Origin of the sequence: Paenibacillus sp. S150, assembly GCF_019352175.1 — a bacterium.
GTDB lineage: Bacteria > Bacillota > Bacilli > Paenibacillales > Paenibacillaceae > Paenibacillus_AQ.
Map to the genome: position 1 here is coordinate 73,669 of NZ_JACBYI010000006.1, position 14,692 is coordinate 88,360.

Genomic DNA, 14,692 nt, shown 5'->3' on the forward strand with positions numbered 1-14,692 from the left:
GTCTGAGCGGACAAAACAGAACGGAGCTTGCCACCTTTGCGGGCGGCTGCTTTTGGTGCATGGTTAAGCCTTTTGACGAGCTGCCGGGCATTGTCTCGGTGGTATCGGGGTATACGGGCGGCCGCACGGCAAATCCGACTTACGAGGAAGTCGGTACGGAAACGACGGGACATGTGGAGGCTGTGCAGATTACGTTTGAGCCGGAGCAGTTTCCCTATGAGCGCCTGCTGGATATTTATTGGCAGCTGATCGATCCGACTGATGCAGGCGGACAATTTATGGACCGGGGCTACTCCTACCGGACCGCGATCTTTGTGCACAGCGAAGAGCAGCGCGGGCAGGCGGAGGCGTCCAGGGCGGCGCTTCGGGCAAGCAAAAGATTCAAGGCCCCGATTGTGACGGAGATTCTCCCCGCCGGTCCCTTTTATTCAGCTGAAGCGCTGCATCAGGATTATTACAAAACCCATCCCCTGGATTATAAGCTGTATCTGAAGGGCTCCGGGCGGGAAGAATTTCTGGAGCGGTACTGGAACAGCCGTGAGGACCAAAAGCGCCTGAAGAGCCGGCTGACCCGGCTGCAATATGAGGTCACACAGCATAAAGCAACAGAGCCGCCGTACGAGAATGAATTCTGAGACAATTACCGTGACGGAATTTATGTCGATGTAATCAGTGGCGATCCGCTGTTCAGCTCGGCAGACAAATTCGACTCCGCCACCGGCTGGCCCAGCTTCACCGGACCGGTTGCCGAAGGACTGATCCGCAAGGAAGCGGACTACAGCGGCGGCGGGGTGCGGACCGCGCTGCGCAGCAGGCTGAGCGGGGCATACCTTGGCCATTTGTTCTTCGACGGGCCGGAGCCGGCCAAGCAGCATTACCGGGTAAACTCCGCCGCGCTGCGGTTTATACCGAAGGAGGAGCTGGAGGCGGAGGGGCTGGGGCGGTATATGGAGTTTTTAAATGAGCGTTAAAGAGCAGAAGCTCCAGACCAATACAGACATAATATTCATATCGCTATATTTGAGGCATATAATATTACATGGCCGGAAATAATGTTTTGGCATCCGCTATACAGATTCTAGGCACTAGCTTATTTTTATAGATAGTGTCATGTAAGATCACATGGCGGATTGACAAAAGGATTCGGCAAGTGTATATTCTACTCAGCGATATATAGTTTTTAGTCAACAGAATGTAGCTGAGAAATCAGGAGACTTGCGTTTCCTTGTTTCAGTTGCATTTTTTTTGTTTGACCGAGTGCAGACTGAATAAATTGAACCCAAGAATCGAGGAGAATTCCGGTATGGGGGAACCCTTAGCTTCATCATTTCCGATTGGTAAATTGGCGATTCTGCTGGCTGTGCTGCAGGAGCATGAATGGAAAAAGGTTGTCGAGCAGGAGCTGGATTCACGGGATTTCCGCTACACGATTGGCCGGGTGGGAGCCATGGATATGATTAAGGTGGTTGCGGCAATCGAGACGGCGGCCAAGAACAACCACATTATCGACGGCAATTCCTACCGCGAGGTCCACGCGCTGTATCATGCGATCATTGAGACCATTCAGAGCATCGGGCGCGGAATCGTACAGTTTGGTGATATTTTGCGCACGGTAGGCCTCACTTTTGCCATTGTCAGGGGTAGAAGATCCGGTGCCGCCGAGCACGAAGGGGAATGGATCGCAGTATGTGCCTACGGCACGATCGGCGCGCCCAAAAAAGGATTTGAGCATGAAGCCATCGGTTTTGGTTTTAATCATATTTAGAGATTGTATTTTCGGAAGAAGCGCCTTAACGGATCAAGCCGTAATTTAGTGATTAGTGATATAGAAGCCGGTACCTCTTATTAGGGTATGGGCTTTTTCTATTACTCGTAAAGCAGGTGGGGCACATGCTCGAAATAGCCAGTCAATCCGTAATCATCCACGGCAATTCGTTAACGCTTGAAGAAGTTGTCCAGGTGGCCCGGTATCACAGGAATGTGGATATTGGCGAGGACAGCTGCCGGAAGGTCAATCATACCCGCAAATACGTCGAGAAGCTGCTGCAGGAGAAAAAGGTGGTATACGGCCTGACCACAGGCTTCGGCAAATTCAGCGATACGTATATCTCCCAGGAGGATACCAAGGCGCTTCAGCTCAATCTGATCCGCAGCCACTGCTGCGGGATAGGTGCACCGTTCCCGGAGGAGGTTGTGCGCGCCATCCTGCTGCTGAGAATCAATGCGTTATCCCTCGGCTACTCCGGCATCCGTCTGGAGGTCATTTGGCTGATGGTTGAAATGCTCAACCGGAATGTAGTGCCGGTGGTTCCGGAAAAAGGCTCACTGGGCGCAAGCGGTGACCTGGCTCCTTTATCGCATATGGTGCTTGTGATGCTTGGCGAAGGCGAGGCCTGTTATCGGGGCGTGCGCATGCCGGGCGGGCAGGCGCTGGCCAAAGCCGGGCTTGCGCCGATCGTGCTGGAGGCCAAGGAAGGGCTGGCCCTGATCAACGGCACACAGGTGATGACGGCAGTCGGAGCGCTGGCCTGCTGGGATGCGCTGAAGCTGGCGGACTGGGCCGATTGCACGGCGGCACTTAGCTGTGAGGCGCTGCGTGCGGTCAAAGATGCCTTTGATCCGGCGACGCATATCGTCCGGCCGCACAGAGGCCAAAGGCAAGCCGCCGACAATATCCGTAATCTGACGTCCGGCAGCAGGCTGATGACCAGACAAGGGGAGCTCAGGGTGCAGGATGCCTATTCGCTGCGCTGTGCGCCGCAGGTTCATGGCGCGAGCCGCGATGCGCTGGCCTATATTGCGGAAAAGCTCGTGATTGAGATCAATTCGGCTACGGATAATCCGCTTATCTTCGCGGATGAAGAGAAGGTGATCTCCGGAGGGAACTTCCACGGCCAGCCGGTTGCGCTGCCGATGGATCATCTGTCGATCAGCGCGGCGGAGCTCGCCAATATTGCCGAACGCCGGATCGAGCGGATGGTCAATCCGCATTTGAACGAGGGCCTGCCCCCGTTTTTAACAAAAAATGGCGGCTTGCAGTCCGGGTTCATGATCGCGCAATATGCCGCCGCCGCAGTCGTGTCGGAGAATAAATCGCTGGCCCATCCGGCCAGTGTGGATTCCATCCCCTCTTCGGGGAATCAGGAGGATCATGTCAGCATGGGCACGATTGGCGCGCGGAAGGCCAAGCAAATTGTGGATAATGCCTATGCCGTGCTGGCTGTTGAGCTCCTCTGCGGAGCCCAGGCGGTTGATTTCCGCAATCCGCAGCTGCTGGGCCAAGGCACAAAGTGGCTGTATGACCGCTGCCGGGAGCAGATTTCTTTTGTGGACGCGGACCGGGTGCTCTCCGGCGATTTCGCAGCCATTGCCGGGTGGATGAAGGAGCCGGGCGTGCTGGATGAGTTATTTGCCCTGGTGCCTTTTCACACTTATAAAAACTGATAAGAATGAAGTTATTAAGATTGAACTAAAAAAATACCAAAAAGGGAAAGTGGCGGAGGGGAAGTTTGGAACTGGAGGAGCGATAGCGTCCGCCTTTGTCTCCAGATGTTATCCGCTGGCAGCGATATAATCCAAAACATCTGGAGACAACAGCGGCCGGAAGTCCAAACATTCCCCGCAGTTACGATCAGACCCGAAATGGAATTTATCACCTAACCGAAGGGAGATCAACAAATATGGGCATAAACGAAGCAAGAGTCATCCGCGCGCCAAGGGGCAAGCTGCTGAATACCAAGGGCTGGGTCCAGGAAGCGGCGCTGCGCATGCTGATGAACAATCTCGACCCCGAGGTCGCCGAGCACCCGGAGCAGCTGGTCGTCTATGGCGGAACCGGCAAGGCTGCCCGGAATTGGGAGAGCTTCGACGCTATTGTGCGTTCACTGCAGACACTTGCGGACAACGAAACCTTATTGATCCAATCCGGCAAACCCGTTGCCGTCTTCCGCACCCATCCGGATGCCCCGCGGGTTCTGATCGCAAGTTCCAACCTCGTACCGGCCTGGGCGAACTGGAAGACCTTCCACGAGCTGGATCAGAAAGGATTGATGATGTACGGGCAAATGACGGCGGGCAGCTGGATTTATATTGGCACGCAAGGGATTGTGCAAGGGACGTATGAGACGTTCGCGGAATGTGCCAGACAGCATTTCGGCGGCACGCTGAAGGGAACGGTTACCCTCAGTGCCGGACTCGGCGGAATGGGAGGCGCCCAGCCGCTGGCTGTAACCATGAATGAGGGAGTATTTATCGGCATCGATGTGGACCGGACACGGATTGAGAAGCGCATCCGGTCCAAGTATTGCGACCTCCTGGCGGAGACGCTGGAAGAGGCTGTCACCCTGGCTGAAGAAGCCAAAAGCGCAGGGCGTCCGCTGTCCGTCGGACTGCTCGGCAACGCGGCGGAGCTGCTGCCGCAAATGCTTGCGCGGGGCTTTGTGCCGGACATCCTGACGGATCAGACCTCGGCCCATGATCCCCTGAACGGCTATATCCCGGCAGGCTATTCTGTGGAATCAGGCAGACAGCTGAGAGAAGAGAACCCGCAGGGATATGTGGAATTGGCGAAGAAAAGCATTGCCTGCCACGTCGAAGCCATGCTTGCGCTCCAAAGCAAAGGAGCGGTAACCTTCGACTATGGCAATAACATCCGCCAGGTTGCATACGACGAAGGCGTCCGGCAGGCGTTCAGCTTCCCCGGCTTTGTGCCGGCGTATATCCGTCCGCAATTCTGTGAAGGCAAAGGCCCCTTCCGCTGGGTAGCCCTTTCGGGCGATTCCGAGGATATTTACAAAACCGATGCTGCGATTATGCGCGAGTTCCCGGAGAATGAAGGCTTGCAGCGCTGGATACGCCTCGCTCAGGAGAAGGTCCCGTTTCAGGGGCTGCCCGCCCGCATCTGCTGGCTGGGCTATGGAGAGCGGGCGAGGTTCGGGCGGATTATCAATGACATGGTGGCCTCGGGAGAGCTGTCCGCGCCGGTTGTCATCGGCAGGGACCATCTGGATGCAGGCTCTGTGGCTTCTCCGAACCGCGAAACCGAAGCCATGCGGGATGGCAGTGATGCGGTGTCCGACTGGCCGCTTCTGAACGCCATGGTAAATACAGCTGCAGGAGCAAGCTGGGTATCGCTTCACCACGGGGGCGGTGTGGGCATGGGATACTCCCAGCATGCCGGGATGGTCGTCGTTGCAGACGGAACCAAAGAGGCGGAAGCCAGGCTGGAGCGGGTGCTGACCTCAGACCCCGGCATGGGCGTAGTCCGCCATGCGGATGCAGGATATCCGCTCGCCATAGAGACAGCTCAGGCCCAAGGCATCCGGATGCCCATGCCGGGCGTCCCGGGAAAGGAGCGGTAGCATGATCTGTATTCATAGCGCAGCCCAGATTGCCACGCTTGGCGGAGGCGGTACGAAGCCAAAGGCCGGCAGGGAGATGGAGGAGCTTGGCCTGATCGAAGACGGAGGCATCGTAATCGAAGACGGAATTTTCACCTTCGTGGGTACAAGCGAGGAAGCCCGCCGGTATGCGGCGGAGCACTCCGGAGATCAAGAAGTTACGATGCTGTCGGCGCAAGGGAAGACAGTCACCCCGGGACTGGTTGATCCGCATACGCATATCGTCTTTGCCGGGTCCAGGGAGTTTGAGCTGAATCTGCGTTTGCAGGGCGCGAAATACATGGATATTCTGAATGCCGGGGGCGGAATTCTTTATACGACAGAGCGTACACGTGAAGCTGCAGAGGAACAGCTAATGGCAGAAACGGTGAAGCGGCTGGACCGTTTCCTGGAATATGGGGTAACGACGGTTGAAGCCAAAAGCGGGTATGGCTTGCGGCTTGAGGATGAATTGAAGCAGCTGCGGGTGGCCCGCAGGCTGGACGCTTCCCACCCGGTGGATCTGGTGTCAACGTTTATGGGGGCTCATGCAGTACCGGCGGAGTACAAAGGAAATGCGGACGCTTTTGTCCGGAGCGTGATTGAAGAGATGATACCTGCGGTTGCCAGGGAGGGATTGGCCGAGTTCTGCGATGTGTTCTGTGAAGAAGGTGTCTTCACCGTGGAGCAGTCCCGGGACATTCTGCTGGCCGGCCAAAGGTGGGGGCTGAAGCCAAAAATCCACGCCGACGAGCTGGCCGCGTACGGGGGAGCGGAGCTGGCAGCCGAGCTGGGAGCAGTCTCGGCGGACCATCTGCTGAATGCCTCTGAAGCAGGCATTCAGCAGATGGCGGAGAGCGGAGTGATCGCTGTCCTTCTGCCCGGCACAGCCTTTTTCCTGATGGCCCGGCCTGCCGATGCGCGGGCCATGATTGCAGCCGGGGTGCCTGTTGCGCTTTCGACTGACCGCAATCCCGGCTCGTCACCGACGGAGTCGCTGCCTTTTATAATGAATCTGGCCTGCCTGACGATGCGAATGACACCGGCCGAGGTGCTGGCCGCCTGTACGATAAATGCGGCGCATGCCATTGGCCGTGCGGATACCATCGGCAGCATCGAAGCCGGCAAACAGGCTGATCTCGTGATATTCGACGCGCCTAATTATCTCTATTTACAGTATCACTACGCTGTTAATTTGGTGGATACCGTGATCAAAAAAGGGGAGGCGGTCGTTCAGAGCGGAAGGAGGGTCTTCGCATGAATGAGCTTCGGAAGGACGAATTGCGGACAGGGGAGCAGAACCGGCAGCTGCAAAATAATGAGCTGAGGATAAATGCTGCCCGGCTTCAGAGCACCATCCGGGACTTGGCGTTGTTCGGGCTGAACGAGGCTACCGGAGGATTGGACCGGACCACGTTTACACCGGCAGAATTGGCCGCGCGGGAATGGCTCAAGGCTGCGCTGCGCCGTCTGAATTTAGCCGTAAGGGTAGACGCGGCGGCGAATATTTGGGCGGTGAGAAGCGGTGCAGGAGGCATCGCCTCGGGTGCCGCAGGCGACTCGGAGGGAGCAGGCAGCCCGGGCGGGTCAGATGCTCCGGACAGCGCAGCGGGGCCGGACAGCTGCAGCTTAGGTGCCCCGGGCATTGCAGCGGAGCCCGGCAGCCCAGACGGCCCGGTTACTCCGGACCGTCTGGATGCTCCGGACCGTCTGGATGCTCCGGGCAATCCAAGACGTTCAGCCGCCTCAGACCGTTCGGCGGCCCGCCTCCCTGCCATTGCGTTCGGCTCCCATATCGATACGGTCCCGAACGGCGGCAAATACGACGGCGCTCTTGGTGTGCTCCTGGCGCTGGAGGTTATGACTGTACTGGAAGAAAACAAGGCCGTTACCCGCCATCCCCTGGAGCTGGTCTCCTTCAGCGCGGAAGAACCGAATCCGTTCGGGCTGTCCACGTTTGGCAGCAGGGCGGTGTCGGGGAAGCTCTCCCACAAGGATCTTGAGGGTGTCCGCAATGATCAGGGCGGTCTGCTCACGGATTCGCTGCGGCTGGCGGGCGGCGATCCTGAGCAGTTCGGGACGGCGCGGCGGGGACCGGAGGAGCTGGCTGCTTTTCTCGAAGTCCATATCGAACAAGGCAGGCGCCTGCTTGACCGCAGGATACCGGTAGGGATCGTGACAGCAATAACAGGGATCTACCGGGAAGAGATCACGGTTCTGGGCGAAGCCAACCATGCCGGTACAACCTTGATGGGGGACCGCAAGGATGCGCTGATGGGCGCTTCCCAGATCATGCTCGCCTTCGAGGCTGTCTGCAGGAACCATCCGGCGGATGAAGTGGTGGGCACGGTTGGCCGGATCGGCAATGAACCGAATGCGGCAAATATTATCCCGGAAAAGACCCGGTTTCATCTGGAGATCCGCGGGGAGCGGCGCACACAAATTCAGGAGGTGCTGGAGGGCTGGGGCAAGCTTGCCGAGTCCATTGCGGATATCAGGGGCCTCCGGCTGGAACGCCGCCTGATTCTGGATCAGGCTCCCGAGCCGATGGACCCCCTGGTCATTGACTTGTGCGCCGGGCAGGCAGAGCAGCTGAACTGCAGCAGCCTGAAGCTTGGCAGCATGGCGGGCCATGATGCCGCGCATATGGCTTCGCTGACCCGGGCGGGGATGCTGTTCGTGCCCAGCCTGGGCGGCAAAAGCCACTGTCCTGAAGAGGAAAGCCGGATCGAAGATATCGAGAAGGCGGGCAACGTATTGCTGCAGTCCATTCTGGCGTTGGATCAGGAATTGAACCGTTAGGGGGAGGAGCCATTGCGCGAATTATATTCAGCGGATAAGGTATACACGCAGGAGGGTTTTCAGGAGAACTATGCTTTACTGGTGGAGAACGGGAGGATTGCGGAAGTAGGCGTCCGCGAGGAACTGCTGCAGCGGTATCCGGATGCCCGGCATATCAGGTGGGAGGGCCAAGCCATCGTCCCCGGCACCGTCAATTCGCACAACCATTCCTTCCAGAGCCTGCTGCGCGGAATAGCGGCCGATAAGCCTTTTCTCGAATGGCGCGATCAGGCGCTGTACCGGTATTCGCCTCTTCTGGATGAAGAGGCGATTTATACCGGGGCTTTGCTGGCCTTTGGGGAGATGCTGCGTTACGGGGTGACGACGGTTTGTGATTTCTTTTATGTGCATAACGGCGGGACTGCTTATGATGAGGCGGTGATCCGGGCGGCGGGCGATCTGGGCATTCGTCTGGTCTTCGCGCGGACGATGTACGACTGGGCGGGGGCGCCGCTGTCTTACCGGGAGACGGTACCGGAGGCCGTGGAACGCACGCGTTCATTAGCCGCAAAGTATCAGGGGAATTCCATGGTCACCGTTCACCCGGCACCCCACAGCCCGCATGCGGCTTCACCTGAAATGATCAAGGCCGGCCACCGGCTGGCAGTGGAGCTGGATACACCTTTTCACATTCATGTGGCCGAAGAGATGTTCGAGGTCGAAGAGATTTTGCGCGATTATGGCCTTCGTCCTGTGCATTATCTGGATTCCCTTGGGGTGCTGGACGAGCGGATGATTGCCATTCATCTGGTCTGGCTGGAGAACCCGGAGATTGAGCTGATCGGCCGCAGACGGGGGGCGCTGGCATACTGCCCATCCAGCAACATGTTCCTGGCGGACGGGGTTACCCGGATACCTGATCTGCTTCAGGCAGGGGTCAGAGTGGCGCTCGGAACGGACGGGGGCTGCAGCAACAACCGGATCAGCGTGTATGAGGAGATGCGCATGTGTGCGCTTTTGCAGAAGGTCAGCCGCTTGGACGGCACCTGCATCACCGCCGAACAGGTCTACCGGATGGGGACCTCCAGCGCCGGTGACATCCTGCGGATGCCGATAGGCTCCATTGCAGCCGGACAGCATGCCGACTTTGCCGCACTGGATATCCGCGACCTCTCCCTGGCCCCCAGGAAAGAACTGTTCGCCAACATGGTCTATGCCATGCAGCCCGGGGCCGTCTCCAAGGCAGTGGTGGGCGGGAAGCTTGTTTTTGAGCAGGGGAAAATACTTACGGTATCCGAAGCTTCCATCGGCGGGCGCGTGGACCGGCTGTTCGAGAAGTGGGATAAGCCGGTGTGAGGAATAGTGCTGGGAAGTGTTCCGGGGATCAGGTGAAGAGAGACGGGGAGAAGGCGAAGGAGTGCCCGGTAAATGGGGCTTCTTCGTTTTTTTTGTTGTTTAGGAAATTATACTTCTCGTCAATTGTGGATAAGGTAGGTATGAAGTTAGGGGGGAATTATAACCGCAGCGGACTTCATTCACATCGTCAACCGCTGATTTTGATTTTGAGCCAAAAAGGTAATTGAATGTATAGGAATGGAACCGGCGAACCTGAACAAGCTGATGGAACGCAAGGAGATTCATAGGGAACGGAAGCGAAGTGTAAAAAGTAACACTAATGGGCTGGAATTTTGGATTCAACGGGCTTTAGTGGGATTTTGTACACTTCATGGAGGCCCGCTTCCCCCATAGGGCTGATTTCAGCCGGATTAGTTTTACTTTTTCCCACTAGGGATGTTCCAGGATTCAAATGCGCTACCTTAGTGTTACTTTTTACCACTAAATGGCTGCCCTTTGGATTAATGTGTTTCAAGGTCATCTTAATTTAGGCGTATTCCTCTGTAAGGGAGAGAAACAGATCGATTAGTTATCCTTTTTCCCGCTAACGCTTGAGGAAACGGGGATGGGGGTGATGGGGAAGGCTTGCCATAAAACATTTTACCAAGAGCTATAAGGGTGGCAAAAAGGCTGTAAATGACTTGAATTTAGTAGTCGGGCGGGGTGAAATCTGCGGCTTTATCGGACATAACGGTGCAGGGAAAACAACCGCCATTCGCGCGGTAGCCGGTGTGCTGGATTTTGAGGAAGGGGTTATTGAAATTGACGGTGTCTCCATCAAGAAAGCTCCGGTAGCCTGCAAGGCGAATATTGCTTATATTCCGGATAATCCGGATCTGTACGATCATCTTACCGGCATGCAGTACTTGAATTTTATCGGCGACCTCTTTAGCGTATCCAAAGCGGACCGTGAGCTGCTCATTAAAAATTACAGCGATGCTTTCCAGATTACGGCCAATTTGGGTGACATGATCTCATCGTATTCTCATGGGATGAAGCAGAAGCTTGCCATCATCTCTGCGCTCATTCATACACCCAAGCTGTTGGTGCTGGACGAACCTTTTGTAGGACTTGTAAGCTTCTTCACCACGATCAATAAGGCAAGCGGCGTATTATTCAGCTATAAGGACTACGATTTGGTGATGTCGCTGCCTGTAAAGACCAGTCATGTTGTCGCAAGCCGCATTCTTCAGCTCTATGTGCTGAATTTGTTCTTTACATTGATGGCCATGCTGCCGGCAGGTGCGGTATATGCTATAAAAGTGAATCCCGGGGCATTATTTTACCTTTTTTTCTAATGACAATCTTATTTATACCGTTACTGCCGATCATTGCTGCAACGATTATCGGCTCATTCATCAGCTGGATCTCTTCCCGGTTTAAAGCCAGTCGATTGGTCAGTCTTGTCTTAACCTTTGCCGTCATTATTGTCCTCGTGCTGGGTTCATTTACTCTGGACGGGAACGGGCAGAAGCTTGCCGAAACGGGAACTGGAACGGCAGATATGATCTTTAAGCTGTATCCCTTGGCAGCCATGTATACCGATGCTGTTTGCTCGTACCGGATGAGCTCATTTTTAATGTTTACTCTGCTGTCGGCATTTTCTTTTGCAATATTTTCCACTGTACTAAGCACCCGATATAAAGCTATTCATACAAGCCTGATGACCAGTCATGCAAGCAGCGGATATATAATGAAACCGTTAGAAGCTTCATCTCCTTTTCATGCCCTGTATAAGAAGGAGCTGCGCCGCTATTTCAGTTCTTCTGTTTACGTGCTGAATACAGGGATTGGCATGATTTTATTACTGGTGATGTCGATTTCCTTATTGTTTGTCAGTCCGGGGAAGCTGGGGGAGCTGGCTGCAATCCCGCAGTTATCACATGGTCTGGGTACGCTGGCTCCATTCCTGGTATCCTTATTTGTAACTTTAAGCTGTACAGCACCAAGCTCCATTTCTCTTGAGGGCAATCATTTATGAATTTTGAAAAGCTCGCCCATATCGAAACAAATCATATTATTTAGCAAGGTTGCCGTGAATCTCACCATTACGTTGCCCATTCTGGTTGTGAGTTGTGTGCTGCTTATGATATCGTTGCGTACGGGATGGCTCGAAAGCTTGTTGTTGCTTGTTATCCCTATGATATATGCCGCTTATTCAGCGATGACGGGTGTTATTGTTAACCTGAAATTACCCAAGCTGGAGTGGACAAGTGAAGTTATGGCGATCAAACTTTTCAGTCTCTATAACCATGCAAAATGGATGTTTATAGACCGGCAGGCGCTATCTCTCTGTACTGGTTCCATTCGCCATCCTCGAACATAGTTCCGTTAATATCTCTTCTGTTTTCTCCATCAGCCGATCCATCTCTTTTTCCTTCAATGCCTCCAAGCTCTCTGTCTCATGAACGATGTAGTTCAATTTCCCCACAAACACCATAATTTCAAGACCGGGATTATAATCCGTGTGCAGAAGAAGCAAAAGCTCAATAAGTGATATCTCCGAATCAGGCCGGGACTTGTTCTCATAAATGTACATCGCACGGATCATGGCAATGAGTGCCGAATGACAGAGGAAGAGCGAAGTTTTGAACTTGTGGTGTTTTCTCATAATATAGGCAAGCTTCATGTGGTATTGAGAAAGCTGGTAATAGTCATTTATAGTATGACGGGTTCTATCCTTCATGGTTATTGCCTCCTAGAGAAAGAGAATCACAATTTCTATTATAATATCTATAAATATTAAAATATATAATGATATTTATTGCTTGGTGTTTACCTTGATGAAACTTATCTACACTTTTGACATAGAGAGGTGAATACCGTGAAGGATAAGGAAGTTTTGAAGCTGGTAGGAGCCCGAATCCGTGCTTTGCGCAAGGGGAAGGGACTGTCCCAGGAGGCGCTTGGAGAGAAGGGCGGATTTCATTTTTCATACATAGGACAGATTGAACGCGGTGAGAAGAATGTATCTTTATTGAATTTGCAAAAAATTGCAGAAGCGCTTGAGGTGAATTTGATTCAGCTATCGGCATATGTGGATGAGGAAATCTTGGTTACCCAAACGGAGAACGAGATCCGGGAGATTGTTGATTTGCTTCGTGAAGCCAATGAGGAAAAGATCCGGCTGGCCAAAAATGTGCTGCGGGAAATTTTAAAAGGCCGTGCTTAACAAGCTGATAGCCATTGGGTCAAGCTGGACCATTACCAGACCATCCTGAGGTGTAGCCCAATATAGGGGAAATGCCTCTTTTTTTGTCTTTCAATTCAATCATTCGCCGCAGTCACAACCCAAGCCGATTAGGCAATTCAATAATCCAAAACTAGAACTATCCAGCCATAGCTAATGGCTATAACCTGTCATAGGTCATTGGTAGAATGGTATATCCGGCGGGTATGCTATATTAAATTTATATTATTTACGGCGAGGAGATTAACCTATGAGCACTCATACCGAACCTAAGAAGAGAAACGTTACTCCGTTTCGATATGATATTGTCGGCAGCTTTCTGCGCCCCGGCGCGTTGAAGGAGGCCAGAATAAAATTCAAGAACGGCGAAATTACCGCCGCGCAGCTGAAGGAAGCGGAGAACGCCGAAATCGTCAAGCTTGTGCAGAAACAGAAAGAGGCGGGCCTTCAAGCGGTAACCGACGGCGAATTCCGCCGCTCCTGGTGGCATCTGGACTTTTTCTGGGGCTTTGACGGTGTAGAACAGACATTTATTGAACAAGGCTACCGGTTCAACGGCGCTGAATCGAGACCCGAAACCGCCCGCCTGACCGGCAAAATAAGCTTCAGTAGCCATCCTTTTGTTTCGCATTATACCTTTTTAAAGAGTGTTGCGGGTGAGGATGTCGTTGCGCGTCAATCGATTCCTGCGGCTGCACAGCTCCTGTTCGAGCTGGACCGGGCAGAAAACAAGGAAAGCACGCAGGCCGTATATCCAAACCGGAAAGAGCTTGTTTCCGATATTGCCAAAGCGTACAGAGCGGTGATACTTGCCTTCTATGAAGCGGGCTGCCGCAGCATCCAGATCGACGACTGCACGTGGGGCGCGCTTTGCGACGAACAGTTTAGCGCATTCATGCAGCAGGCCGGTGTGAATGTGGCTGAGTATGCGAATGAATTTGCGAGATTGAACGAGGAGGTTGCAGCCGGCCTGCCGGACGATCTCGTTGTAACGACACATGTCTGCCGCGGCAATTATGTTTCGACTTATGCCGGAGTAGGCGGAGGCTATGAGCCCATTGTGGAGACACTCCTGAGCATCGATAATTACTCCGGCTACTACCTGGAGTTTGATACCGAACGGGCAGGCGATTTCAAGCCGCTTCGCTTCCTGAAGGACAACCAGCAGGTTGTGCTTGGCCTGTTCTCCTCCAAATTTGGGGAGCTTGAGAGCAGGGAAAATATTCTGAAGCGCATCGGGGAAGCGCAGCAATACGTTGATCTGAACCGGATCTGCCTGAGCCCGCAATGCGGCTTCGCTTCCACGAAGGAAGGCAACCACCTGACAGAGGAACAGCAATGGCGCAAGCTCGCTTTCATTAAAGAAATTGCCGAAGAGATCTGGAAGTAATCCGTAAGCCCAAATCCAAATAAGCCGAATGGAGAATTCTCCGTACGGCTTATTTAAAAGATCAGAATTTATATATTTTGGGGGAAGCGAAGCTTACCCGTTATTTCATGCCTGCGCTGTCTATGAAAGATTGGATCGGGAATTCGGCCAAGCAAACTGCGCTATTACGTTGGCCGAGCGGGCAGGTAGAGGAAATCCAAGGCAGAAGTACCTTTGAATTCGCCCGAAGCCGGCTGGACGGCGGAATCAGCGCGAAATGATTCTTCTCCTCCCCACTGAAATAGCAGCATTCTTATAGGACGCCGATAGGCGTCTTTCTTGTTGTTTAGGAAATTATGAATTACTTTTGCTGTGGATAAGGTGTGTATAAAGTTGGGGGTAAGTTGAAGATGTGGTCATCGTGCTGAACCTGCGGGTTGCGCTTTGCAGGAGGAACAGCGGAATTTGAGGAGCTAACCGGAATCGCGGGGTGGGGAAGTGAAATACAATGAAGCGAAGTGGAATTAGTGAACTTAAATGGACAGAAAAGCTGGCGGCAGAGGCAATAGTGGGAAAAAG

Annotated in this window: 12 protein-coding genes and 1 pseudogene; 11 read left to right on the forward strand and 2 right to left on the reverse strand. The window is 53.8% G+C overall.

Features of this window, described 5'->3' with window-relative positions:
* Positions 1-2: 2 nt before the first annotated feature.
* The 8 genes and pseudogenes from msrA to HYD27_RS32650 all read left to right on the forward strand — a co-directional run bounded on the left by msrA (position 3) and on the right by HYD27_RS32650 (position 10,852).
* Positions 3-971: pseudogene (gene msrA, locus HYD27_RS08600) on the forward strand (peptide-methionine (S)-S-oxide reductase MsrA).
* A 332-nt stretch (positions 972-1,303) separates the two neighbouring features.
* Positions 1,304-1,765, forward strand: coding sequence for a histidine utilization transcription antiterminator HutP (gene hutP / locus HYD27_RS08605; protein ID WP_219213686.1), 462 nt, complete (start codon positions 1,304-1,306; stop codon positions 1,763-1,765).
* 125 nt (positions 1,766-1,890) lie between these two features.
* Complete coding sequence (gene hutH, locus HYD27_RS08610) at positions 1,891-3,444, forward strand: histidine ammonia-lyase (RefSeq protein WP_219213688.1); 1,554 nt, start codon at positions 1,891-1,893, stop codon at positions 3,442-3,444.
* A gap of 236 nt (positions 3,445-3,680) precedes the next feature.
* On the forward strand, positions 3,681-5,360 hold the full coding sequence (gene hutU, locus HYD27_RS08615) for a urocanate hydratase (RefSeq protein WP_219213692.1): 1,680 nt from the start codon (positions 3,681-3,683) through the stop codon (positions 5,358-5,360).
* Position 5,361: 1 nt separating this feature from the next.
* Positions 5,362-6,639, forward strand: coding sequence for an imidazolonepropionase (gene hutI / locus HYD27_RS08620; RefSeq protein ID WP_219213694.1), 1,278 nt, complete (start codon positions 5,362-5,364; stop codon positions 6,637-6,639).
* The gene (locus HYD27_RS08625; protein ID WP_219213696.1) at positions 6,636-8,180 is read left to right on the forward strand and encodes a Zn-dependent hydrolase; all 1,545 of its coding nucleotides are present in this window, start codon (positions 6,636-6,638) and stop codon (positions 8,178-8,180) included. Before hutI ends, HYD27_RS08625 begins: the two co-directional genes overlap by 4 nt.
* A gap of 12 nt (positions 8,181-8,192) precedes the next feature.
* Positions 8,193-9,515, forward strand: a complete 1,323-nt coding sequence (locus HYD27_RS08630) for an amidohydrolase family protein (protein WP_219213698.1) — start codon at positions 8,193-8,195, stop codon at positions 9,513-9,515.
* Positions 9,516-10,144: 629 nt separating this feature from the next.
* Entirely contained in the window at positions 10,145-10,852 is a 708-nt protein-coding gene (locus HYD27_RS32650) for an ABC transporter ATP-binding protein (RefSeq protein WP_309242041.1), read from the forward strand.
* On the opposite strand, the gene HYD27_RS08640 is transcribed toward HYD27_RS32650, so the two are convergent.
* Positions 10,809-11,177 carry a hypothetical protein gene (locus HYD27_RS08640; protein ID WP_219213702.1) on the reverse strand — a complete coding sequence of 123 codons (369 nt, stop codon included), beginning with the start codon at positions 11,175-11,177 and terminating at the stop codon, positions 10,809-10,811. The genes HYD27_RS32650 and HYD27_RS08640 overlap by 44 nt on opposite strands.
* A 70-nt stretch (positions 11,178-11,247) precedes the next feature.
* Between HYD27_RS08640 and HYD27_RS08645 the strand changes: the two genes are divergently transcribed.
* Positions 11,248-11,535, forward strand: a complete 288-nt coding sequence (locus HYD27_RS08645) for a hypothetical protein (protein ID WP_219213705.1) — start codon at positions 11,248-11,250, stop codon at positions 11,533-11,535.
* A 303-nt stretch (positions 11,536-11,838) separates the two neighbouring features.
* Here HYD27_RS08645 and HYD27_RS08650 read toward each other — a convergent pair whose 3' ends face one another.
* Positions 11,839-12,240 (reverse strand): HEPN domain-containing protein, encoded by a 402-nt coding sequence (locus HYD27_RS08650; protein WP_219213708.1) that lies wholly within the window; start codon positions 12,238-12,240, stop codon positions 11,839-11,841.
* Between the two features lie 138 nt (positions 12,241-12,378).
* On the opposite strand from HYD27_RS08650, the gene HYD27_RS08655 reads away from it, so the two are divergent.
* Complete coding sequence (locus HYD27_RS08655) at positions 12,379-12,726, forward strand: helix-turn-helix domain-containing protein (protein WP_219213710.1); 348 nt, start codon at positions 12,379-12,381, stop codon at positions 12,724-12,726.
* Between the two features lie 268 nt (positions 12,727-12,994).
* Positions 12,995-14,134, forward strand: coding sequence for a 5-methyltetrahydropteroyltriglutamate--homocysteine S-methyltransferase (locus HYD27_RS08660; RefSeq protein ID WP_219213713.1), 1,140 nt, complete (start codon positions 12,995-12,997; stop codon positions 14,132-14,134).
* The last annotated feature ends 558 nt before the right edge of the window (positions 14,135-14,692 follow it).